At 62.0% G+C, this 23,276-nt stretch carries 21 protein-coding genes and 3 pseudogenes; 10 read left to right on the top strand and 14 right to left on the bottom strand.

Translation table 11 applies throughout. The annotated features are described in order from the left end of the window. The 7 genes from ACZ1JM_RS02570 to ACZ1JM_RS02540 all read right to left on the bottom strand — a co-directional run bounded on the left by ACZ1JM_RS02570 (nucleotide 1) and on the right by ACZ1JM_RS02540 (nucleotide 8,644). Nucleotides 1-783 (bottom strand): enoyl-CoA hydratase/isomerase family protein, encoded by a 783-nt coding sequence (locus ACZ1JM_RS02570; protein ID WP_465132528.1) that lies wholly within the window; start codon nucleotides 781-783, stop codon nucleotides 1-3. Next, nucleotides 780-2,357: a class I adenylate-forming enzyme family protein gene (locus tag ACZ1JM_RS02565; protein WP_465132527.1), complete on the bottom strand. Its 1,578-nt coding sequence runs from the start codon at nucleotides 2,355-2,357 to the stop codon at nucleotides 780-782. The genes ACZ1JM_RS02570 and ACZ1JM_RS02565 overlap by 4 nt, the downstream gene beginning before the upstream one ends. Further along, nucleotides 2,354-3,187 (bottom strand): oxidoreductase, encoded by an 834-nt coding sequence (locus tag ACZ1JM_RS02560; RefSeq protein ID WP_465132526.1) that lies wholly within the window; start codon nucleotides 3,185-3,187, stop codon nucleotides 2,354-2,356. The genes ACZ1JM_RS02565 and ACZ1JM_RS02560 overlap by 4 nt, the downstream gene beginning before the upstream one ends. 123 nt (nucleotides 3,188-3,310) lie before the next feature. Continuing rightward, complete coding sequence (locus ACZ1JM_RS02555) at nucleotides 3,311-5,392, bottom strand: acetate--CoA ligase family protein (RefSeq protein ID WP_465132525.1); 2,082 nt, start codon at nucleotides 5,390-5,392, stop codon at nucleotides 3,311-3,313. 156 nt (nucleotides 5,393-5,548) lie between these two features. Further along, a complete protein-coding gene (locus tag ACZ1JM_RS02550) occupies nucleotides 5,549-6,682 on the bottom strand; it encodes a phosphotransferase (protein ID WP_465132524.1) in 1,134 nt (377 codons plus the stop codon). Between the two features lie 115 nt (nucleotides 6,683-6,797). Beyond that, nucleotides 6,798-7,589 (bottom strand): enoyl-CoA hydratase/isomerase family protein, encoded by a 792-nt coding sequence (locus tag ACZ1JM_RS02545; RefSeq protein ID WP_465132523.1) that lies wholly within the window; start codon nucleotides 7,587-7,589, stop codon nucleotides 6,798-6,800. A 29-nt stretch (nucleotides 7,590-7,618) separates the two neighbouring features. Continuing rightward, a complete protein-coding gene (locus ACZ1JM_RS02540; RefSeq protein WP_465132522.1) occupies nucleotides 7,619-8,644 on the bottom strand; it encodes an LLM class F420-dependent oxidoreductase in 1,026 nt (341 codons plus the stop codon). A 476-nt stretch (nucleotides 8,645-9,120) separates the two neighbouring features. Here ACZ1JM_RS02540 and ACZ1JM_RS02535 point away from each other — a divergent pair, with 476 nt between their 5' ends. The 6 genes and pseudogenes from ACZ1JM_RS02535 to ACZ1JM_RS02510 all read left to right on the top strand — a co-directional run. Beyond that, nucleotides 9,121-10,596, top strand: a complete 1,476-nt coding sequence (locus ACZ1JM_RS02535) for an SDR family NAD(P)-dependent oxidoreductase (RefSeq protein WP_465132521.1) — start codon at nucleotides 9,121-9,123, stop codon at nucleotides 10,594-10,596. After that, nucleotides 10,593-11,783: a sulfotransferase family protein gene (locus tag ACZ1JM_RS02530; protein WP_465132520.1), complete on the top strand. Its 1,191-nt coding sequence runs from the start codon at nucleotides 10,593-10,595 to the stop codon at nucleotides 11,781-11,783. Before ACZ1JM_RS02535 ends, ACZ1JM_RS02530 begins: the two co-directional genes overlap by 4 nt. A 25-nt stretch (nucleotides 11,784-11,808) precedes the next feature. Next, nucleotides 11,809-12,522, top strand: a complete 714-nt coding sequence (locus ACZ1JM_RS02525) for a glutathione S-transferase N-terminal domain-containing protein (protein WP_465132519.1) — start codon at nucleotides 11,809-11,811, stop codon at nucleotides 12,520-12,522. Between the two features lie 9 nt (nucleotides 12,523-12,531). Beyond that, complete coding sequence (locus tag ACZ1JM_RS02520; protein ID WP_465132518.1) at nucleotides 12,532-13,827, top strand: hypothetical protein; 1,296 nt, start codon at nucleotides 12,532-12,534, stop codon at nucleotides 13,825-13,827. Nucleotides 13,828-13,864: 37 nt separating this feature from the next. After that, nucleotides 13,865-14,743, top strand: a complete 879-nt coding sequence (locus tag ACZ1JM_RS02515) for an LLM class F420-dependent oxidoreductase (protein ID WP_465132517.1) — start codon at nucleotides 13,865-13,867, stop codon at nucleotides 14,741-14,743. After that, nucleotides 14,634-15,047: pseudogene (locus ACZ1JM_RS02510) on the top strand (hypothetical protein); the annotation flags it as partial. The gene ACZ1JM_RS02515 and the pseudogene ACZ1JM_RS02510, both read left to right, overlap by 110 nt. A gap of 42 nt (nucleotides 15,048-15,089) precedes the next feature. Here the strand turns inward: ACZ1JM_RS02510 and ACZ1JM_RS02505 are convergent. After that, the gene (locus tag ACZ1JM_RS02505; RefSeq protein WP_465132516.1) at nucleotides 15,090-15,554 is read right to left on the bottom strand and encodes a PaaI family thioesterase; all 465 of its coding nucleotides are present in this window, start codon (nucleotides 15,552-15,554) and stop codon (nucleotides 15,090-15,092) included. Nucleotides 15,555-15,740: 186 nt separating this feature from the next. On the opposite strand from ACZ1JM_RS02505, the gene ACZ1JM_RS02500 reads away from it, so the two are divergent. The 4 genes from ACZ1JM_RS02500 (at nucleotide 15,741) to ACZ1JM_RS02485 (ending at nucleotide 18,448) form a co-directional block, all read left to right on the top strand. Then, nucleotides 15,741-16,727, top strand: a complete 987-nt coding sequence (locus ACZ1JM_RS02500) for a thiamine pyrophosphate-dependent dehydrogenase E1 component subunit alpha (protein ID WP_465132515.1) — start codon at nucleotides 15,741-15,743, stop codon at nucleotides 16,725-16,727. Next, the gene (locus ACZ1JM_RS02495) at nucleotides 16,724-17,722 is read left to right on the top strand and encodes an alpha-ketoacid dehydrogenase subunit beta (RefSeq protein WP_465132514.1); all 999 of its coding nucleotides are present in this window, start codon (nucleotides 16,724-16,726) and stop codon (nucleotides 17,720-17,722) included. The genes ACZ1JM_RS02500 and ACZ1JM_RS02495 overlap by 4 nt, the downstream gene beginning before the upstream one ends. A 15-nt stretch (nucleotides 17,723-17,737) precedes the next feature. Beyond that, the gene (locus ACZ1JM_RS02490; RefSeq protein WP_465132513.1) at nucleotides 17,738-17,968 is read left to right on the top strand and encodes a biotin/lipoyl-containing protein; all 231 of its coding nucleotides are present in this window, start codon (nucleotides 17,738-17,740) and stop codon (nucleotides 17,966-17,968) included. Between the two features lie 234 nt (nucleotides 17,969-18,202). Next, a complete protein-coding gene (locus tag ACZ1JM_RS02485; protein ID WP_465132512.1) occupies nucleotides 18,203-18,448 on the top strand; it encodes a hypothetical protein in 246 nt (81 codons plus the stop codon). Between the two features lie 103 nt (nucleotides 18,449-18,551). On the opposite strand, the pseudogene ACZ1JM_RS02480 reads toward ACZ1JM_RS02485, so the two are convergent. The 6 genes and pseudogenes from ACZ1JM_RS02480 to ACZ1JM_RS02455 form a co-directional block, all read right to left on the bottom strand. Further along, a pseudogene (locus ACZ1JM_RS02480) lies at nucleotides 18,552-19,126 on the bottom strand (tyrosine-protein phosphatase). Between the two features lie 50 nt (nucleotides 19,127-19,176). Next, nucleotides 19,177-19,293, bottom strand: a pseudogene (locus tag ACZ1JM_RS02475) (tyrosine-protein phosphatase); the annotation flags it as partial. A gap of 27 nt (nucleotides 19,294-19,320) precedes the next feature. After that, complete coding sequence (locus ACZ1JM_RS02470) at nucleotides 19,321-20,961, bottom strand: MFS transporter (protein WP_465132511.1); 1,641 nt, start codon at nucleotides 20,959-20,961, stop codon at nucleotides 19,321-19,323. Nucleotides 20,962-21,105: 144 nt separating this feature from the next. After that, entirely contained in the window at nucleotides 21,106-21,921 is an 816-nt protein-coding gene (locus ACZ1JM_RS02465; protein WP_465132510.1) for an enoyl-CoA hydratase/isomerase family protein, read from the bottom strand. Nucleotides 21,922-21,935: 14 nt separating this feature from the next. Next, entirely contained in the window at nucleotides 21,936-22,841 is a 906-nt protein-coding gene (locus ACZ1JM_RS02460) for a crotonase/enoyl-CoA hydratase family protein (RefSeq protein ID WP_465132509.1), read from the bottom strand. 200 nt (nucleotides 22,842-23,041) lie between these two features. Beyond that, the gene (locus ACZ1JM_RS02455) at nucleotides 23,042-23,275 is read right to left on the bottom strand and encodes a hypothetical protein (RefSeq protein ID WP_465132508.1); all 234 of its coding nucleotides are present in this window, start codon (nucleotides 23,273-23,275) and stop codon (nucleotides 23,042-23,044) included. Between the last annotated feature and the right edge of the window lies 1 nt (nucleotide 23,276).

Here is a 23,276-nt window from a genome sequence, read left to right as displayed (position 1 = left end):
TCACCGCCCCTTGAAGACCGGTGCGCGCTTCTCGCGGAAGGCGGCGATACCCTCGGCATGGTCGGCGGTCATGCTGAGCATCGGCTGCTGCTGCCGTTCCAGCGCAAGCGCATCGGCCAGCGTACCGCCATTTTCAACGAACGCCGCCTTCATGGCGGTGATGGCCAGTGGCGCAACGGCGCGATAGTCCGCAGCCTTGGCTAAGGCCGCGTCCAGTGCTCTGCCCGCCGGTACGATCTGATCGACCAGTCCGATGGAAAGTGCCTCTTCCGCCCTGACCGGGCGGCCGGTGAACATAAGGTCGCGCGCCAGCGAGCGGCCGATGCGTTGTGGCAGTGACCAGATCAGGCCGCAGTCGGCGGTCAGGCCGATCTTGCCGAAGGCCGCGCCGAACCGAACGCCTTCGCCCGCGATCAGATAATCGCTGGCCGCCGCGATCGACAGGCCGGCGCCGAAGGCTGCGCCCTCGATCGCTGCGATCACCGGCTTGGGACCGCCAGCGATCAATTCTATCAGCCGGTGCAGCGGCATCAGTCGGCGGCGCGATCGCGTCGGGTCGGGGCCGCCGGGCAAGCCCAGCTGCCGGATGTCTGCGCCAGCGGTGAAATTACCGCCCGCGCCGGTCAATATGATCGTGCGGATCGCCTCATCGGCCAGCGCCGCCTCGAACTCTGCGAGCAAACCCGCGCGCATGTCGTCCGACAGCGGGTTCAACCGTTCCGGATCATCCAGTGTGATGATCGCGACATGGTCGCGCGCCTCCCGGCGAACAGGAAAGCTCATGCTTCACCATAGAGGCGGCGCAGCGCGAGCTTGTCGGTCTTCCCAGTCCCCTGTCGCGGCATGTCCTCGACGAAGATGATCGTCTTGGGGCATTTGAACCCTGCGATCTGCGTACGGGCAAAGCCGATCATATCTTCGGCGGTCAGTGTTTCGCCCGGATGCAGGATGATCACCGCGCACACCGATTCTCCCCATTTAGGATCGGGCTTGCCGATGACAGCTGACTCGCGCACTGCCGGATGACGGTCCAGCGCCTCTTCAACTTCGCGTGAATAGACATTCTCGCCGCCGGTGATCAGCATGTCCTTCTTGCGATCCACCAAGAAGATATAGCCTTGCTCGTCGGCATAGCCCAAGTCCCCTGTGCGGAAAGCGCGGCCATGCATCGCCGCCCGCGTCGCATTATCGTTGTTCCAATAGCCAATAAAAATGTGCGGATTATAGATGCATACTTCGCCTACCTCGCCGACAGGGCAGGGATTGCCGTCATCGTCCAGGATCACGCCATCGATTTCCGGCTCGAAATGCCCGACCGAACCCAGCCGCCGCGTAACGTCTTCCGGTCCGTCGAGTCGCACCTCATGGCGGGGCAGACGGCAAACGCCGCCGCTCTCGGTAGAGCCGTAGGCGAGGTAGAAGACCGGGCCGAACCGCTCCAGACCGCGCCTCAGCAGTTCGGTCGGGATGGTCGTTGACGCCAGCATGATCAGTTCCAGGGTGGACAGGTCGTAATCGTCGATATGCGGATGGTCGAGCAGCGCGATCAGCATTGCAGGAACCATGAAGCTGGCGTTGATCCCTTCCTTCTGCACTGTTTCAAGGAAGGTGGTGGCGTCGAAGGATTTGAGCAGCACGGTCTTGCCGCCGATCCAGTAGGCGCCGAGCGAGGGGCCACGTCCGCCAATATGGAAGGCGGGCGAGATTTGAAGCAGCGACAGCGCGGGATGATTGGCGGTCGAACGGGCGCTGAGCACCTGCCCACGATGGTTCATCGGTACGCCCTTGGGCTTACCGGTCGTACCGCTGGTGTAGAAGAGATAGACCAGATCGTCTGGTTCCGACCGGAACGAAGGGCCGTCCGGGCTGCCGTCGGCGATCAGCGTTTCAAAATCCAGCGCCCAGTCCGGCGCGTAGCCCCCCACACATACGAAATGGCGCACGCCGTTCAACTTCGTTCGCAGCCCGTCGATCACGGCAGCGTATTCTTTTTCGAAGAACAGGGTGGACGTGCCAGAATCGCTCACTAGGTGCTCGATCTCTGGTGCGGCGGCGCGGAAGCTGATCGGTGTGGCGATGAAGCCGGCGATTTCCGCCGCCGCGAAAAATTCGAAATATTCTATGCTGTTCATTGACAGCATGCCGATGCGATCCTGCTTGCAAACTCCCAGCCGTTCAAGGGCCGCCGCCAACCGCGACGCGCGATCGTATAGTCCGGCATAGGACAGGCGCCGATCTCCCATGACGAAAGCGTCACGGTCGGGCCACCAAACAGCGTTGCGCCGCAGGATGCGGCCCAACGTATCCATGCCGTAGTTACGACAGGTCTGTACTGGCGTATCCATTGCTTCGCTCATGCGGTGAAATCCGTGCTGCGCGTCACCTCTTCCCAGGCCGCGATATTCTTGTTCACGCCGTCCAGCTTGCGCTGTACCCAGGCCAATGCGTCATTGCCGAGCAAGAGGCGAAGCGGAGGCGCGGGGCTGTCTACCACTTTCAGGATCGCAGCGATCGCCTTATTCGGGTCGCCCGGCTCTTTGCCGCCGTAGGCGCTTATCCCGTTTCGCGACTTGCCTGCAGGCGTGTCGTCATAATCGGCCAGTGGTGAACGTGCGATATGTTGCGACCCGCTGGCGAAATTAGTGCGAAAGGCGCCCGGCTCAATGAGCGTCACCTTGACCCCGAACGCGCCCAGTTCTTGCGCCAGCGATTCCGACAGGCCTTCGACCGCATGCTTGGCTGCGCAGTAGATGCTCATGCCCGGGATGCCGACTAGACCGGCCAACGACGACAGGTTGACAATATGGCCCTTACTCGCGCGCAGCGCCGGAATCGCAGCGCGCGTAATATATATGGGGCCATGGAGATTGGTCTCTATCGCGCGATCGATCTCGTCGTCGGCGAGTTCTTCCAGCGAACCGGCCAGGCCATAGCCGGCGTTGTTCACCAAAATATCGATGCCGCCCAGCGTTTCGACTGCCTTGGCGACGGCGGGGGCAATGCGCGATCGGTCAGTGACGTCGAGCAGGACGCCATGCGCCCGCCCGTGGGCCAGCGCCTCGAAATCCGCGATCTGGTCAGTGCTACGCATCGTGCCTACGACACTGTCTCCCCGGTCGAGCGCCGCTTCTGCCAGCAGCCTGCCGAACCCTCCGGAGACCCCGGTAATCAGCCAACGTCGCGCCATCTATCCCTCATCCTGTCATCGTCCCCCCGTCGGGCGATCCAGCCTTATAGCCGATGGTCCAGTATCGCCAGCGTAGCGCCCCCAACTTGGCAATCCCATCGCGAATGTGATGTCTAACCGTGATCAGGCCTCGATCACGGCGTCGAGCGCCATCACGCCCTGGCCTTCGTCAAGCACGAGGAGAGGATTGACCTCGATCGTGCGCACCGTATCGGCATTGGCGGCGGCGAGGCGGGACAAGCCGCTGACCGCTTTCGCCAGCGCGGCGACATCGGCTTTGGCCCGGCCACGGAAGCCGTCCAGCAGCGGATAGCTGCGGACCGAACGGATCATCTCCATCGCTTCGGCCTCGCTGACCGGCGCAAGGCGGGTGGTGACGTCCTTCATCAGCTCCACGGTGACGCCGCCCAAGCCAAACATGATGACGGGGCCCAACAGGGGATCGGTGTGGACACCGACGATGCACTCCGTGCCGCCGGTGATCATCGGCGAGACCAGATATCCCTCGATCCGCGCGTCAGGCATGGCAGTCGTCACTTTGCCGATCATCGTGTCGAGTGTAGCGGCGGCATCCTGCGGCGCGATATCGAGCGCGACGCCGCCGATCTCGGTCTTGTGCAGGATGTCAGGCGAAACGACCTTAATCGCGACCTTGCGGCCGATCGATGTCGCCGCCGCCTCCGCTGCGGCGGGGTCCTGAACCAGATGTTCCGCTGGGGATGGGACGCCGACCTCTGCCAGCAGCGCCTTGCTCGCTGCTTCGGAAAACTCCTTGCCCGCTTCGATCACCGGTAGACCAGCAAGATCGCCGGTGCCAGGCAGTGCCCTGTCCCAGGCTTCGGGGAAAGTGGCGAGCGCCGACAGTGCCTTGATCGCGCGCGCAGGCTCGCGATAACAGAGATAGCCCGCTTCCACATATTCAGTCAGGGTTTCCGCTGGCGCGGTAACGGACGCGGCCATCGGCACGTCGGCAAAGCGCTCGGCCACGGCTTTCAGGCTGTCGACCAGCGGTCGCTTGATGAAGGGCAGGCCAGCGATGAGGCCGACATTGAGATAGGCGGTGTCATATTCGCCCGATCCCAATACCGCGTCGATAGCGCGCGCATACATCGGCGGGTCATTCGCCACCTGTCCGGTCAGGTCGATCGGGTTGAACGGCGCACCATTCGGCGAAATCTCGATCAATTGGGCCTGTACCTCGTCGGACGCCGTCGGAACGTCGAGAGCCTCGTCCGCCGCAAAATCAGCCGCCTGCACACCGATGCCGCCCGAATTGGTGAGGATGGCGAGACGTCGGCCCTTCGGGAAACGGCCCTTGCTTGCGGCGTAGGCGACGTCCAGCATCTCTTCTGTCGTGCGAGCCCGATACACGCCATAGCGTTCGAACACCGCATCATAGACGCCGTCCGATCCGGCGAGCGAAGCGGTGTGCGAAGCGGCGGCTTTCGCACCCTGTTCGGTGCGACCGACCTTGAGTACAACTACCGGCTTGCGCCGGGCATGGGCGACAGCCAGACCGTCGAAAAAGGACTGACGGTCCCGCACCCCCTCGATATACCCGACGACGACATCGACATCGTCGCTCATCGCCATATATTGCATCGCTTCGCCCAGGCCAATATCCGCCTCGTTTCCGGTAGTGATCCAGATACCAAAGTTGAGGCCGACCTCCTGCGCTGACTTCACCACCTCACCGGCATATCCGCCGCTCTGGCTGACGAGACCAAGGCGGCCGAGCGTGCCCTTCACATCGTCGAAGATGCCGGAAAAGGACAGGAAGCTGTTGGCGTGAAGATTGTACATGCCCAGGCAGTTGGGGCCTAGCAGGCGCATGCCCGCGCCACGCGCGATATCCACCATGCGCTGTTGCAGCGCCACGCCTTCGTCGCCCATTTCGGCGAAGCCTGCGCTGAAGATTACTGCACCGCCCACGCCCTTGCGTGCGCACGCCTCAATCGCTGGCAGCACTGCGCCGGTCGGCAGCGCCAGCACCGCACATTCGACCCGGCCGGGAATATCGTCGACGCTCGCGTAGGCCTTGACACCCTGCACTTCATCGCGGCCGGGGTTAACCGGGAAGATGTCGCCGGTGAAACCGACTTCCTTCAGATGGCGCATGGCGCGGCCACCTATGCGGGTCACATCGCCGGAAGCGCCGATCATGGCAACGGAACGGGGGCGCAGGAGAATGTCGAGGCTGGTCATGTCGGGCCCATGCTGTTGAATGTGAATCGGTGACTAGGCGGTGCAGCGCGCAGCCTCAACCATAGGCTTGCGCGCCGATGCACCAATCATCCATGTGCTGCATCGGCCGCCGATTTCGGGCTCGGCGTTGATAGTTGCATTGGCGTCCATCGCCGTTCAGTCCAACAGGCGGACGGTGTCATGGTCGATCGCCGCAATGCCGAAGCGTGCGGCATAGGCGGTGTTGGTCGCTTCAGTCTGAAAGGTCGTCTCGTTGATCAGGAAGATGAAGAGACCATAGATCAGGCCCTGCCGATAGCGCAGCCATGCTTCGTCAAAGTCGATGCGAGGGCCGCCCGCGCGTTCAAGCGCGGTCAGATAGTAAGCGAGGAGGGGACCTTCCCATTCACGCCGGTGCGCGATGTCGATCGCGGCGACCAGATGGTAGGAAATCTCCAGCCACCAGGCCGATCGGGATACGGTGGGATCGAAGAAGCCCGGCACGCCGTCTCGATCTACGAAAAGATTGCCAGGATGGGTGTCTCCGTGGATCAGGCAGAAGGAATCCGCCTTCTCGATCTGGCCGATCCTGTGCAGGGCATGGCGCATCCAGTCGCGGTCCTGCAGCTTGCGCGCCACGGCGACGCCGCGTGGTGCCTCCATGAACTGATCCCAGCGGGCCTGCTCCAGATAATAGTCGATATAACCCATCGCCCAGGGGTCGAAGCGACGGGTCACCCACGACCAGCGGCCACCAGGCAGCAGGTAGGGGCTGTTCCATGTCTGTGCGTGCATCGCGGACAACTGGTCCAGCCGGGCGCGGATGTGATCATAACCGAACGGTTCCTGCGCGCGGCAAAAGACGACATTGCGCTGGACCAGATCCTCCATCAGCGTCGCCGCGCGCCACCCGTCCTTGTCGATGCCCGCCCAGTAGGCGGTGGGCAGGTTGAGCGGCACATGGGGCGCGATCTGCTTGTAGGCCCGCGCTTCCCACTGATACATATCCTGCATTCGTTCGCTGTGATCCTCGAACGCGCCTTTCAGGATCATGCGCGTGGGCAGGCCGATGTCGCGATCGTACGTCAGTTCGAACCGTGCCTTGGTGCAGGTGGAATGGATGACGTCGATCCGCTCCGCGCGCACCACATCGACATCATGGCCCCCCGCGCGGATCGCCTGTCGCAGCCAGTCGGTATCGATATCATAGACGCTTTCGGGCAGCGCCATGGTGAGCATGCCCGCAGCATCGTCCATCGCGCGCTGTTCCTCCGGGCTGGCCGGACGGATGTCGCTCAGATCCACGATCATGCAAACCCTACTCCTTGATAGCGTCTTTTATGATGGCAGTCTGCGCACGATGACCCCGCAAGGCAAGGTCGACTGCAGATATCAAAGTTATATCCCTGACTTACACGGCGGAGGGTCAACTCCCCGTGAAGTTCGGCTTGCGTTTCTCGCCAAAGGCGGCTGCCGCTTCCTTGATGTCGTCGGGAGCATAGACCTTGTTTAAAAAGCTGCCCAGATTCTGGAGCGCCATCTGATCGTCGATATGCTTGCCAAGGCCCCGGTAGACGACCTGCTTGGCCATGGCGAGCGCCACCGGCGGTCCGGACGCGATAATTTTGGCGAGCGCCATAGCACGGTCGAGCAGCGCGCCGTCCGCCACTCGCTCTGACAGGAGGCCGCACGCCAGCGCCTCCTCGCTTTCCACCATCTTGGCGGTGAAGATCATTTCCAGTGCCTTGCTGACCCCTACCGAGTCAGGCAAATAGGCGGCGACGGCATCTTGCGGCGGCATGCCGTGCTTTGCGAATGCTGCGCAGAATTTCGCCGAATGGCTACCGATCCGGATGTCGGACGCCAGTGCGATGCCCAGCCCGGCACCCACCGCGACGCCGTTTACGGCCGCGATGATAGGCTTGGCGTAGCGCCGGATGCGTCCGATCTCGTGATCATTGAAGTCGAGCATGCGATAGGCCGAGCGCCACGTGCCTTTGGACACATTATTTTCGCGGATATCGAGGCCGGCGCAAAAGCCGCGTCCTGCGCCGGTGATGACGATGGCGCGCACCTCGGGATCGTCCGTCATCTCTTCCAGCGCCCGGGTCATGTCGCCCAGCATCGGCAGGGTCAACGCGTTCAGCCGGTCGGGGCGGTTGAGCGTCAGCAGCGCGACATAGCCCTTTTTTTCGACCAGGATATCGGTGGCCATCATCTTTTCCTTTCAGATAGTGATTTCCCGCTTCAGAGCGCGTAACGGCCGATGAGTTCGACGACCTCCGGCGTAGGCTGCCGCAGGTTGATTGCTGTCAGGCCACTGTCACGCCACGCCGCCCAGCGTTCGATGATACGCGCCGACGGGCCGACCAGCATCATCGCATCCACATACTCATCAGGCACCGCCGCCGCCGCTTCATCCTTGCGGCCCGCCATAAACAGCTCTTGAATGCGGTTTGCCGCGTCGCCATAGCCCCGCTGCACCATCGCATCCTTGTGGAAATTCTTCTCCTTCGCGCCCATGCCGCCGACATACAGCGCGACCTCGGGCTTAGACTGCGACAGTGCAGTGGCGACATCGTCCGCGATCGTAACCTTCACGCTCGACCGGATCATGAAGTTGTCGAGCGTCATGCCGTCAGTGCGCCGCGCCAGACCCTCGCGCAGGACGGGCAGGTGCGCGTCCATATCGCCTGGCATGAAATGCATCGCCAGCCAGCCGTCGGCTACCTCCGCCGTCATCGCGATGTTAAGCGGGCTGGACGTGCCCAGCAGGACAGGGATCGCCGGATTGCCGTGCAGGATGCTTTTGAGCGGTTTGCCCAGGCCGGTCGCCCCCGCGCCGCTATAGGGTAGGCTGATTTCCTTTCCGGCGTGGGTTACCGGTCCCTCGCGCTTCCAGATCTTTTTCATGATCGCGACATAGTCCCGCATACGATAATTGGGTCGGCCCCAAGGCTGGCCATACCAGCCCTCCACGATCTGCGGACCGGAAGCGCCCAGTCCTATCATCATGCGGCCTTCGCCGGCCATGGCGTCGATCGTCTGCGCCGCCATGGCCAAATTGGCCGGCGTACGCGCGGCAAGCTGGGCGATACTGGTGCCCAGGCGGATACGGCTGGTGCGCGCCCCGATGAATGCCAGCGGCGTAATCGCGTCGGAACCATATGTCTCGGCAGTCCACACGGATTCAAAGCCAAGCTTTTCCGCCTGCGCGATCATATCGAGCGGCAGTGCCATCTTCGCGCCCGAATAACCGATACCGATCTTCATGCCTGGCTCCTTCCCATGCCCGGTCTTCGCCCGGTTCGTTGCTTCTCATATGATTGCGCGCGGTAAGGGGACAGCGCTCACCGCAACGATCATATATGTGTGACTGTCTCCCGTCCTATCCTCCATGTAATGACGCCGGCGCCGCGTGCGGAGATTGTTGCGCGGCGCCGCGGTAATCCAATAGCCTTGTGCGATCATGCCAATAAAGCAGTCACCAGGAGAGCATCGCAGCGCCCCGTCGTCCGTGGCGTTCGTTGGAGCACGGGCGTTGTGACGCAAGCTGTGCAACGACGTCCGCTCGAACGGTATGCTGGCATCCATCCACCCGCGCCGGACTGGCTCACGGACGCGGTGACGGCTCCGCATGAGAGGCTGAGCGTGCGCCATGGCGGCACCAATATAGAGATACTGGCATGGGGCGGGCGCGGTCTGCCGGGACTGTTGCTGTTGCATGGCAACCGGGCGCATGCGCACTGGTGGACGCCGATCGCCGCGTTGCTGTCATCGCGTTTTCGCGTGGCCGCCCCATTCTGGCCCGGCAGGGCGGGTCAGATTGGCGCACGATTTATCGCGAGGAGGATTTTGCTGGCGATGCGCTGGCGGTGGCACAGGCAGCGGACCTGTTCGTCGAAGGTCCACCAGTCTTCGCCGCGCACAGTTTTGGTTATGGGCCGCTGCTTGCGGGGCTGCGCGAGTATGGCGAGCGACTGGCAGGCGGCATCATCATCGACACGTCGATCGAGCGTAATGCCGTGAATCCTGATGTCGGACAGCAAGCCCGTCATCGCGTCTATCGTTTGGAAATGGATGCCTTGTCGCGCTTCCGCCTGGCGCCGGAGCAGGACTGTCCGAACCATTATTATCTCGACTGGATCGCGCGGCACGCGCTGCGACCGAAGGACGACTGCGTCGTCTGGAGCTTCGATCCGCAACTGTGGGATCGGCTGGAGCGGACCGACAAGTGGGACGCGATCGCCCGGTCGGGCTGCCCGCTTGCGATGATCTATGGTGAACGATCGGCAGTCGTGCACGAGGACGATATCCCGATCCTGCGCGCCCATGCGCCGGCTCTAGGCGAGGTAGAAAGGATCGCCGACGCTGCGCACCATCTGATGCTGGATCAGCCGCTCGCGACGCGCGACGCGATCGTTGACATCGCGATGCATATGCTGGCGGCACGTGGCCAGCCAACGAAAACGTCAGGAGAGAGAGGATGGGTGATACCATCGTGTGGATCACCGGTTCGACGGAAGGCATTGGCAGCGGGCTGGCGGCCTACCGTGCCATGGCAGGACGCGCGGATCATCACAACGTCGCGCCGCAAGCACGCCAGCCTGGAGACAATCCAGTTCGACCTCACCAAGCCGGAAACCTATGGCGCGGTCGAGGAGAGCTTCCGCCGCGAACTGGCACACTTCAAAGGCAAGCGGGCGATCTTCTTCCACAACGCGATCTATCCAGGGCCGGGCAATTTCGGTTTCGTGTCGGAAGTCGATCCGCTGGACTATGCCCGTTGCCTACAGGCCAATGCGGTGGCGCCGATGGTGCTGGGCGACATGTTCCTGCGCCATGTGCGCGACGATTTCGAGACCGGGCTGATCATGATGTCATCGGCTGCCGCCCGGCACCCCTATGTCGGCAGCGTCAATTATTGCGCGTCGAAATCGGCCGTCGAAATGTGGGTGCGCGTGGTCAAGCGCGAGATGGTCGAACGCAAGCGCAATGTGTGGGTCACGGCGGTGCGACCGGGCTTCGTCGATTCCAATAGCACGCGCACGGGTGCGCAATATTCGGAGGACGTCTATCCCGTCGGTCCGCAGATGAAGGCGCAGATGGAGTCAGGCGAGAATCTGCTACAGCCCGTGGACGCGGGACGTGCCATCTGGGCCGGCTTGCCGCCCAAGAACAATGAGTCCGTTTTACTGTTCGGTGAAATGGTGCAGTCCAAATGAGCGAGACGACTGCCACCTTGCCATTGGCGGAAACCATGTTGGCTGACGCCGAATGCGTCACCGGCCTGTCGGACTGGGACGGACCAGACCTGTTCGAGCCGGAATTCCGTACCCTGTTTGCGTCTATGCGCGATTCTATCCTGACCGATGCGCATTTGACGGCGCGGGGCCTGGAAGGCGCGGAATTGCGGATGCGCGATATGGCCGAGGTCCGGCTGGGGATCATCCAGGACCGCAAGCAGCGGCCCGAGATCGCGGCACAGCGCATCGTCGCGCCGATCATTATCCTGGGCCTGCCGCGCGCCGGATCGACGTTCCTACATAACATGCTCGCGCAGGATCCAGCGAACCGCGCGCCGCTAAGCTGGGAAATGCTTTACCCGTCACCGCCGCCCGCGACCGAGACGGACGATCCCCGGATCGGCCGCGCGCAAAAGCTGCTGGAGAGCATCGGCAATACGGCGCCAGCCATGGCCGATTTTCATTCCGGCGGCGCCGACCTGCCGGAGGAATGTCATTTTCTGATGGAAGGCGTCGCTTGGTCGGACAGTTTGTCGGGCCTGTGGAAGATGAGCAGTTACAATCGCTCGCGCGCCGAAATGGACCCGCGCGTCGGATATCAGACCCATTATTTCCTGTTGCAGGCGATCCAGTCGACTACGCCGGGCAGCCGCATCCTGCTCAAAAACCCGGGCCATATCTTTCACGTCGAGACGTTGCTGGCGACCTTTCCCGACGCGCTGCTGGTGCAGACGCATCGCGATCCGGCCAAGGTCATGCCGTCGGTCACTGCTACGATCGCGACGATGCGGCGACAGAACAGCGACCTGTCGACCGACGAAAAGAGCATCGCGCGTGGCAATAATCGCGCCTATGCGGCTGGCCTTGCCAAGGCGATGGACCTGCGTGCGGCGCGGCGTGAGGTGGAACGGCGGTTCTGCGACGTGCATTTCCGCCAACTGATCCGCGCGCCGATAAAAACGGCCCGTATGATCTACGATCATTTCGGGTTGACCCTGAGCGACGAGGCGGTCGCGGCCATGGAAAAATGGCTGGAGACGTCGGACGATCATCATGCCAAGCGCAAGTTCAGGCTGGCAGATTTCGACCTGAACGAGGCGGCGATCGAGACGGCCTTCGCCGACTATATCGACCATTATGCAATTGAACGGGAACGCCCCGCCTGACTGGGCGAGGCTATAGGAAACGACAATGATTGATCTCTATGCCATCGGCAGCCCCAATGTACTTAAGGTCCTGCTCATTCTGGAAGAGCTGGAACTGGCCTACCGTCTACACCGCGTCGATATTTTCGGCGCGGACCAGTTCACGCCGGAATTTCGCGCGCTCAACCCCAACAGCAAGGTGCCGGTGATCGTCGACTCCGCGGGCCCGAACGGTCAGCCGATCACGGTCACCGAGTCGGGTGCGATCCTGTTCTACCTGGCGGAAAAGCATGGCCGATTCCTGCCAGAGGACAGGCGCGCCCGCACTGCCACGCTGCAATGGCTGATGTTTCAGATGGGATCGATCGGGCCTATGTTTGGCCAATCGAACCATTTTCGCCTCTCCGCGCCGGCCGGTCACGACTATGCGATCAGCCGCTATGTCACGGAGGTGCGGCGGCAATATGATGTGCTCGAGATCCGGCTAGGCGAGGCGGAATGGCTGGGCGGCGACGATTACTCGATCGCGGACATGGCGGCATGGCCCTGGATTGCCTTCTACGCCGAACAAAATGGCGTCGATCTCGACACACTGCCCGACGTGAAGCGCTGGGTCGATGCGGTGGCGGCACGACCGGCGACAGCGCGGGCGCAACTCGACTGGCCGGCCTTGCAGGCGTTCGGCCTGGAACGGCGCGCACAGGCTGACCCGGAAAATGTTGACCAGCTCTTTGGGCGTGGCCGCTACGCACGCGCCTGATCCAACCCTATGACCTCGGCCGGTCACGAAGCCGGCGCGTTGATGGAGAGACCGACGATGCAGGAAATCGACAAGCTGGCAATGGCCGTGTTCGAGACGCCTGAGGTCGATGCCGCCCGGCGCGATCTCGAAGCCCTTTATGCCGCCGACAAGAGCGCGCAGTGGCCGGTGACACGCAGTCGCATACCCTCCGCCGTCGCTGAATATGCCTTCGCCGCCGCGCAGAGCGCGGTCAGCGATCCCGCGCGCCCCGTGCTTAACTGGCGCAACGCCTATGCGCGCCGCCATGGCGGGCTGGACGTGCCGGGGGGACGGTTCGGCACAGACAATCCCGACAATGCCTATATGTTCGTCGGCCTGTCGGGAGACTATGCTTATCGCATCGACGGGCAACTGGCGGATATCCCATCCTGCATTTTCACCTATTCGCTGCTCGACGGCGACTATGTGCGCACCAGCCATATCAAGACACTCGGCCTTTTGGGTAACAAGGATCTGGTCGTCGATGCCGAGGGTCGCTTCGTCATCACGATCGATGCCTCGCCTGCCGACGGGCGACCAAATCATATCCAGTCCACTCCCGACACGGTGATGCTGAACCTGCGCGAGACGCTGGGCGACTGGGCCACCGAATTGCCAGCCACGCTGAAGATCAGGCGCACCGACGGCAAGCCCACCCCGCCTGCCGAGACCGTGAGCGATATGGCAACGCGTGCAGCCAGCTATATTCGCGAAGGCGCTCCCTTTTGGGGCCTCAAATTTCATCATGAAAGTTACGAGAAAATCGCGCCCAACCAACCTCAGCCGATCATGTCGTCCGCCAAGCGACTGGGCGGTCTGCTGACCCAATTCTCCTCACATGGCTGCTTCACGTTGGAGGAGGACGAGGCCTACGTGGTGCGGGTCGATCCTTTCGACGCGGACTATGTCGGTTTCCAGCTTGCCGACGCCTGGATGGTGTCGGCCGACTATGTCGATCGGACGGGTAGCCTCAGCAATCGCCAGGCGCTCACTGACGCGGACGGGCGCATCAGCTTCGTTATCGCGCGGCGCGATCCAGGCGCACATAACTGGCTGGACGCGGGCGGCATGGACATGGGCGGCACCACCATCCGCTTTCAGGGCCTCAAGGATATCGAACGCGACTTTTCCGGCGCGTTCGAGGCATGGCATGGCAAGATCGCCAATCTTCGCGACGTCCTGCCGGCTGAAACGACATGGTTGGACGCGACCGGACGCGCAGAACAAATTCGGAAAAGGGTAGAGAGCTACCGGCGACGCGAGCGCCTACTGCTGGGCGAGTGACCCATCAAAACCAGGAATAGAGTATGGAGAGCATCCCATGAAAGTCGGCGTCGTCTATCCGCAGATCGAGTTGCAGGGCGACCCCGCGTCGCTGGTCGCTTATGGGCTAGAGGCGGAAGCGCTGGGGCTGCACCATCTTGTCGCCTATGACCATCCGCTGGGTGCGGAACATGCCAATCGCGATCCCCAGCTGACTGGCCCCTACACACAGGCTGATCCCTTTCACGATCCTTTCGTCATGTTCGCCTATCTCGCGGCGGTAACGAAACGGCTGGAATTTTCCTCGGGTATCATGGTGCTGCCGCAGCGGCAGACGGCGCTGGTCGCGCGGCAGGCGGCGGATGTTGATCTGTTGTCGGGCGGACGGCTGACGCTAGGCGTGGGGCCGGGCTGGAACTATGTCGAATATCAGGCACTCGGCGCGGATTTCCACACGCGCGGCAAGCGTCTCAGCGAGCAGGTCTTGTTGCTGCGCGAATTCTGGTCGGGCAAGGTGGTCGATTTCGAAGGGCAGTTTCACCGCGTTGATCGCGCGGCCCTGAACCCCGCGCCAAAGCGTCAAATCCCGGTATTCATCGGTGGTTTTGCCGATGCCGCCTTCCGGCGCGGCGCGAAAGTCGGCGACGGTTTCATTTTTGCCGACGGCTATGGCGACGTGTTCGAATGCCTGGCTACGGTGGATCGATATCTCGACGAAGAAGGGCGCGACCGCAGTACGTTCGGCAAGCATCTGCTCATGGTAAAGGTGCCAGAGGGGGAAGAGGCCGTCGCCCGCGCCCGTCGCTGGATGGAGGCGGGCGGCACCCATGTGTCAATCGAGCCGCAGCGGCGCCGCTTCGCCACGCTTCAGGGCCATCTGGACTTCATGCGCCGCAGCGTCGATTCTTTCCGCAAGGCAGGTTTGCTCGAAGATTGATGCGTTCAGCGCGGCGCATATGGTTGCGGATCAAAGGCGCCGAATCGGTCACCGACCCCCTCGTGCGGACGCAGCTTCTCACCTACATGTCCGACTTCTGGCTGGCCGGCACGGGCATGGCCGTGCATGCTCGGGGTTGCGCCCTACTCGCCTGCGCATTGCAAGCATCGACCATGCGCTGTGGTCCCATCACCCCACGCAGGTCAACGACTGGCTCCTCTTTACTTCCGACAGCCCGGTAGCTTGCCGACCGACCAGCCTGTCGCGCGGATCGCTCCACCGCCCCGACGGTACGCTGCTGGCCAGTTCGGCCCAAGACAGCATGTTCCGCTGGTTGGCATGCGTTTCATTGGCTCTCCGTTTTGGGGGCGCGATGCGCCAGCGTCATCGTCAGCGTTGCGCACGGGTGCAGTCCGCCGTCCCGTTCCACGCTCACTTCCGCGCCGGTCGTGCTGACAGTGTGGCCGCCCGATAACAGGCGCCCGGTGGCGACCAGGCGAGTCCCACGCGCAGGGCCCGTGAAGTGAATACTTTGCTGAAGGGTGGCCGCCGGCCGGTCTGGCGCGAACGTCATGCCACTCAGCGCGGCGGCATATTCGGCGATGGCACTGGTGACCGCGCCCTGGAACCAGCCGGGCATGTGGCCAAGCTCCGGGCGATTATCGAGCGCCAGCGTCACCGTTCCTTCGCCCCAGGCAAGCAGGCGGATCCCGAACAGGTCGCGGATGCCGGGCGATGCCATCGCTGTGCGCAGATAGGATGGTGCGTCTTCAGGAATGTTCTCTCCAGTCCCCATTTTCTCGATATGCATGTCCATTTTCTCCCGGCGACCTGCGCTCGTTCGGTCGGGTCGCAATTATCAGCTATAGGATGCCTTGGCCGATGGCCGGGCGTGACTTGCCGTCAGCACTTGCCATGGCAGCGGCTTCCTTGCCATAGGTTTGCGCCAATCATTACACTGGCGATCAGGTCGCCGAATGTCGGGAGATGACAGGACGTGACGAGCAATTACGCGCCGGACGGTGCGACCCAGCTGGAAATCTACCGCCGCGTCGCGCTGCTCAAAGCGAACGATGAGCGCAGTCGGAAGGTGATCATGAACGGTCGCCTCGTGATGCCTTACTACAGCTATCGCGGGCAGGAGATCATTCCTTCGGCCATGGCCACCGCCATGACCGATGACGACTATCTGGTCACGATCTATCGCGGCATTCACGACATGCTCGCCAAAGGCATGCCGCTTCGCGATCTTTGGGCGGAAATCGCCGGTCGGGTGGACGGCACTTGCAAGGGCAAGGGCGGTCCAATGCATCTGACCCACCCGAAAAAGGGCATCATGGTGACGACGGGCATTGTGGGATCGTCCATGCCGATCGCCAACGGCATCGCCTGGGGCTCACAATTGTCCAACAACGGCCGTGTCACCGTCGCCACCTTCGGCGATGGCGCATCGAATATCGGCGCTTTCCACGAAAGCCTTAATCTGGCGTCGGTCTGGAAGCTCCCGGTGATCTTCCTGTGCCAGAACAATCTTTACGCGGAACATACCACTTACGAGAAATGTACGTCGGCAGCCCGCGTGGCTGATCGCGCTGCGTCGTACAGCATGCCCGGCGTTCGTGTGAACGGTAACGATCCGATCGAGATGTTCGCTGCCGCACGTGAAGCGGTTGAGCGTGCGCGTGCGGGTGAGGGGCCAACCCTGATCGAAGCCATGACATTCCGCTTCTACGGCCATGTGTTCGGCGATGCCGACGCTTATATGGACAAGGCGCAGAAAAAAGCCGCAATGGAAGCAGACCCCGTTCCAATCTTCCGTGCGCGCCTGATCGCCGAAGGCATAGCAACGGAAGATGAGTTGTCAGCGATCGAGAAGGATGTCGAAGCAAGGATCGATGACGCGGTAGAGTTCGCTCTCGCTTCACCGTTCCCGGAACTGGATGAACTGACCAGGGATGTGTACGCGGAAGGAGTAGCCGCATGACGGACACCGCAATCAAGGCGAAGCCCATCAACACAATCCAGGCGATCAACCTGGCCATCTCTGATGCGATGGCGGAAGATGATACCGTCATTGTGCTTGGCGAAGATGTCGCCGATCCAGAAGAAGGGGGCGTGGTCGGGGTCACGAAAGGCCTCTCGACCCGCTTCGGTGAACATCGCGTGCGGTCCACGCCGATCTCGGAGCAGGCGATCGTCGGCGCCGCCATCGGTTCCAGCTTGGTCGGCTACAAGCCTGTTGCTGAAATCATGCTGATGAACTTCACGACCGTCGCCATGGACATGATCGTCAACCACGCCGCCAAGCTGCGCTTCATGTCGGGCGGGCAGACGCATGTGCCCATCGTCATCCGCACCATGACCGGCACCGGCATGGGATCGGGCGGCCAGCATTGCGACTATCTGGAAGCCTGGTTCGCCCACACGGCTGGCCTTAAGGTCGTGGCTCCGTCCAACCCGGCGGACGCCTATGGCCTGATGCGCGCCGCGATCAAGGATCCTGATCCGGTAATCTTCATCGAAGCGATCATGAACTACTGGACGCCGGGCACTGCGCCGGAGCCAGGCGCTATTGTGCCGATCGGCAAGGCCAATGTGGTCAAGGAGGGCAGCGATGTCACCTTGATCAGCTATTCGCGGGTGTTTGGTGAGGCGCTGGCGGCGGTCGAGGCGATCGAGGCGGCGGGCATGTCTGTCGAGTTGATCGACCTGCGCACCGTTTCACCTTGGGACAAGAAAACGGTGTTCGCGTCTGTCGCCAAGACCGGTCGGTGCGTGATCGCGCATGAGGCAGTGACCGAGTTCGGCGTTGGCGCGGAAATTGCGGCCACCTTGTCGAGCGAGTTTTTCGGCAAGCTCAAGGGGCCAGTGATCCGCCTGGGCGCACCCTATGCGCCAGTTCCCTTTTCGAAGCCGCTGGAATCCGCCTACGCACCGAATGCAAAGCGTATTGCCGATGCGGTAGTCTCTCTCAAATAATAGAGGCATAAATATATGGCTACTGAGGTTCTGCTTCCCAAGATTGGCTTCTCGATGAACGAGGGCGTGCTGTCCGAATGGCTAGTGGCGGATGGCGGGCAGGCGGTTGAAGGTGAACCGCTATTCTCATTGGAGAGCGACAAGTCGACAAATGAGGTCGAAAGCCCAGCCACCGGAACGCTCAAGATACTCAAGGAAGTCGGTGAGACCTATGAGGTTGGCACTGTGCTGGCGACCATCGAATAGCGTTTGATGCTGCCATTTGGCGGCGACGCTATCAACAGACTGCGGGGCGCGCGAAAGCGTTGCCCCCCGCCTTGTTTATCTCGGCTTTGGATGCGCTATCCGCCAGCTGATTTTATCTCGCATGTGCGGAAAGCGTTTGCTGCATCGCACATCTGGTGTAGTAGTCGCTGCACAACTATCGCACGAGAGGGCAAAAATATGCGTGTTCTTTTTTCAGCCGCGATCCTGGCCTGCATGAGCGTTCCTATGGGCGCTCACGCTCAAGATGCGAGTCAGCCGTCGCTGACCGTCAAGGCGGGCCAGGCGATCTTCTTCAGCACTGGTCGTCGTCTCGGTTCGATCAGCCGGGTCATGCCCAATGGCGACTTGCGCGTGATCGCCGAAATGAAGATGGTGTCGGTCCCTGCCGCGAGCCTTTCCATGTCCGGCAAGCGTCTGGTGACGTCGCTCACCCGCGCGGAAGTCGCCGACCAGAATTAAATCTGTGTGGGCGCTCGTATCGACGAGCGCCCCGCAAGCTCGTCCTGCTACAAAGCGAAACACAGGCGAGGCGGCTTTTTAGAACGATCTCTCCCCTGTTGGCTTACGCTACCAACCTGGCCCGCAACGTGTGGCGATCGACCGACAGGCGCGCTAGATAGGCGTCGATGCCCTCGTAATCCCGATAGACAGTTTCCATTACGACCATCAGATTGCTTTCCTTCATGCCATTGATGGTGGCCAGTGCCTCTTCGGTTAGGCTGACCCCACTCGCCGCCGTCAGAGTACGGGTGGAATAGGACACATCCCTGTGCCGCCGGTCGGCGCTGTCCAGATAGTCGCCCAAAACGACCGGCCAGGGAACATTCGCGCGCGACAGGATCATCGCACAGAAAGCCGGTTCGGTCCTTGCCCGCCGTGCAGTGGATCACCATCCGCAGTTCGCTCGATACGATCAGCGTGCAGGCGTGCCGTACGGCATCGCACGCAGCGTGGCAGTTCGCGATAGGTATCGCGCATCATTTGGTCCGCACCTGTCGCGCCGGGATCGACCAGCAGCGCCTTGATCGGGTCGGCCGATGCCCTGAAATCCGCCGTGACGTCAAGATAGTGCAGCACTGCGCCCTGTCCGCGCAGCCAGTCGTTCGGCGCGCTAGTCCGTTCGCGGTCGCTGCGCAAGTCGATGACGCTGCGGATACCCAGCGCGGCGAAGGCTGGTTCTCATCGGCTGCAGGGCCTAGATATTCCGATCGATAGAGCAGGCCCGATCGCGTCGTGCCGCCATTCCCTGACGGAAGGCCACCAATATCGCGCAGGTTGGGCGCGCAGGCAAATGTCGTGGCCATCATCTCTCTCCTGCTAAGTAGGGAGTGTCAGGCGGAGGTGGTCCCGCCATGGGCTAGCAACCCGTCGTCTCGCGTGTCCGATCGCCAGCGAACCGATCCTACGGGCCGTTCCAGCAGGCGACGGATCCGGCCGTGATTGAGGGTAATCGTCTCATCGAGCGCGCGTTGCAGAACGGCCTGCTCACCAATCGTCATCCGGTCGCGCTGACGCAGATAATCATGCCAAGTCGGGCAGGAAAAACGCTCGACCCAGCATTGTTCCGCCTCCAGGTCGCGGGCCAACGACCATTGATAGGCGCCGTTGCGTTGGCGGAAATGAGCGACTTCCAGCATCGCGGTGTAAAAGGCGCGGGCCTGGACAGGATCCACCGCATATTCGATCTCCACCGTGATGGGACCACTGCGCCCGGTGATGGCTAGGCGTGCCTCTGGCAGGGGCAGGGGGTCGCTGTGGCCGCTGTCGATGTTGTCGTCGGGCAACCGCAGAAGCCAGGTCAGCGCGACGCAGCAGACCAGCGCGACGCCGGAAAGGCCGATGGCGCTGGCGACCCCCAGCCCTTCAGCGGCACGTCCCCAAAGCCACGAACCAACCGCTATGCCGCCAGCCATCGACGCCTGATAGGCCGCCAGCGCGCGACCCGTAACCCAGCGGGGCGCCTGCGTCTGGATCGCGATGTTGAACTGAGTAAGCGGTTGCATCCAGAAACCGCCGGCCAGCATCAGCAGCGGTATGGCGGTGATGGGCGAGCGGGTGAAGGACAGCAGGATGACGGATATGCCCATCAATCCCAAGCTGGCGGCGACATGCGACTCCATCGACAGGCGTTGGCGGATCGCGGGCATGACCAGCGCGCCCAGCACCGCGCCTACGCCGAACGCGCCCAGCAGCAGGCCATATACTGCTGCCGATCCGCCCAACATGTCGCGGGCGATCAGCGGCATCAGGGAAGATATGGACGCGCCGGATAGGCCGATTGCGACTGAGCGTATGATGACCTTCCGTGCGGCGGGAGAATGGAAGACGTAGCGGAAACCTGAAATAATGGCAGAGCCGATTCGCTCGGGCGGCAGGCGCGGAGGATCGGGTCGCCGCTTCCACCGATAGAGCGCTAGCATGATCGGCAGGTAGCAGAAGGCGGTGACGCCGAACGCGGCGACCGCGCCGGCGGCGGCGACGATCACGCCGCCGACCGCCGGACCGAAGCTCCGAGCAATATTGTAGCTCACTGAATTGAGCGCTACGGCCGGCGGCAGATCCTCAGGTGGAACCTGCTCGCCGACGGACGACTGCCAGGCCGGAATGAACATGGCGTTGGCGGTGCCCGACAGGAAACAGAGCAGCAGCAGCAGGGAGGGGCTGAGCCATCCGGCGACTGTCACGCCCGTCAGGATTCCAGCGCTCAGGCACGCGAACACCAGCATGACGATACTCACCTTGCGGCGGTCATAGGTGTCGGAAATCGCCCCCGCTGGAACCGCAAACAGCATATAGGGAAGCATCAGCGCGGTCTGCACCAGCGCTACATCTTCCGCTTTTCCGCTCATTTCTGTCATTGCCCATCCGGCACCGACGCCGTTGATTAGCAGCCCGAAATTGCACAATATGCTAGCGGTCCAGATTCGCCCGAAATCGCGATGCCGCAGAGGAGCGAAGGTCGTGCTGGTCATACTGCCGGACTCATGGGAGCGCAGAGGGCCGACATCGATAACTCTTGCCGTTCAGCGCGCCTTGGCGGCATCGGATGTTCCCTGGATGACCTGCTGGACGGTAATGCCGCGGCGGCGCCTTATGACAGGCGCCGCCGCGTCGAATCAACGATGGTTGAAGATCGGTGCGCGCTTTTCGATGAATGACTTGCGCTTTTCTGCCGCATCCTCGCTTGCCTGCGACATGAATACCCCCCGATGTTCCAATTCGATCGCCTGTTCCAGGCTGCCTGCTGACATGTTCGCCCACAAAGCCTGTTTGGTGATCCAAAGGCCGACCGGCACATTTTGCGCTATCGACCGCGCGAGTTTCATCGCCTCGTCTAGCAGCGTATCGCCTGGTACGGCGCGCAGGATCAGGCCGATCCGTTCCGCCTCGTCGGGCAGGACGGGGCGCATGGTGAAAAGGATTTCCGCCGCCTTTTGCGCGCCGACAGCCCGGGGCAGCATATAGCTCATTCCCAGTTCGGTGCCTGTGCCAGCGTTGTGGATGGCGTTGACGAATTTAGCCGTGTCGGCCGCGATCGTCATGTCAGCCGCCAGCGCCAGAGCATAACCCGCGCCCGCCGCCGATCCATTGACGGCGCAGATAACTGGCTGCGGCAACGATCGTAGCGACATGATGATGCGCGTCAGTTCCATCAGGAAATAGCGCGTATATTGCGGCTTACCGATATTTTCGGGAACGCGGCGGGGCTTGCCCATACCGGTCAGGTCCGCGCCCGAACAGAAGCCGCGACCTGCGCCGGTCAGGATCACAACCCGGATCGTGGGGTCCATGCGGATCAGGTCAATCTGATCATTGAGTGAGTCGATAAGGTCGGCGTTGAAGGCGTTGAACTTTTCCGGCCGGTTGAGCGTCAGCGTGACGATGTCATCCTCGGTCCGGTCGACGCGCAGCACTGGTTCCTGGTCCTTCATTCTGCGTCCTCCTTTCAGCGATCTGTCCGCAGATGGACGATACCATCGCCAAACGGGCCGTCGCGGTTGGCGAGCGCCTGCTTGAACCCGCTTTCGGCCATGTCCTTGCGGAAGCCGGCACGGCGCGGGCCGGTGCCCAGATGCGCACGAGCATCCATTTCCACAGCAAACCGCTGCATCGTCATCATGCCCATCTGCTCCAGGGCCATGTTAACGATCCGCTTATGCGTCGAGTTGAGTTCGGGATCGACCAGGGCGACACGTTGCGCCAGGTCCATTGCGAAATCGTCCAGCTCCTCGGCCGGCACTGCGTCCAGCACCAGACCCAGCTTGGCAGCGTCGCGGCCCAGCAGCATGTCGCCGGTCATCAGCAGGCGCTTGGCCCATTGCGGGCCCAGATGATAGGTCCACATATGCGCTGGCGGTGACCCGTTGGCGCGCGTAGCGGGGAATCCGATGCGCGCGGTTTCCGACGCGACCATCATGTCGCAACGGAATGCGAGGTCGGTGCCTCCGGCCAGACAGTTGCCGTGAATCTTGGCGATAACCGGCTTGTGCATGTCGTAGATGATGTTGGGTAGGGACTGGAAACGCTCCATCGACCAGCAGTCATTATCGAAATTGGTGGATGACTTGCGATAGTTAATCATATTGCCCTCAGGGTCCACCTGATCGACGCCATAAGCGGCAACTAGATCATAACCCGCGCAAAAATCCTTACCCTCGCCCGACAGCAGGACGACGTTCACATCCTCCCGGTCGTCCGCTTCCATCAGCGCGTCGCGCAACTCCAGCAGCAACTCGTTGGACAGGGCATTACGGCTCTGCGGCCGGTTCATTTTGATGCAGGCGACCGCGCCCACAATTTCGAACTTCACATATTGCGGCTGCTTGAGCCATTTGCCCGAATAATTTTCCACGCTCGTCTCCCGATATCTATGACAGGCCCGTGCAAAAGACCCGCAACGTACCCATGCGGACAAGTTGCAGTTCTGTTGTGAACGGGTCTATTCGCGAAAGACGCTACAGCGCGCTTCCCGCGATTGGCCAGTACTATCGGCACGGCGGGCGCGGCATCACCATCATGATGATGAAATACTATCGTCGCGACAGCATGTCATCAGTCGTCCGGCTGATTTTCCAGTGGTCGTACATCCTGCGCCAAACTGGCGATCATGCGGCTCTGCTCTTCGTTCAGATCGTCGCGCCCCACCGTGTTGGCGAGCGGATCGTTCGCGGCGATATGACCCGAAGCGGGATCGACATCCTCCTCCAACGGCCTGATGTCCTGCGCGGTCGAAAGAATTGCCGCACTGCGGGCATCGGCGTCGTCTTTGGCTTCCGGGTCGGTCATG

The organism is Novosphingobium sp. BL-S-24 (assembly GCF_055521575.1).
Note: the sequence above shows the minus strand (reverse complement) of the source record. Positions and strands in the feature narration are given on the sequence as shown.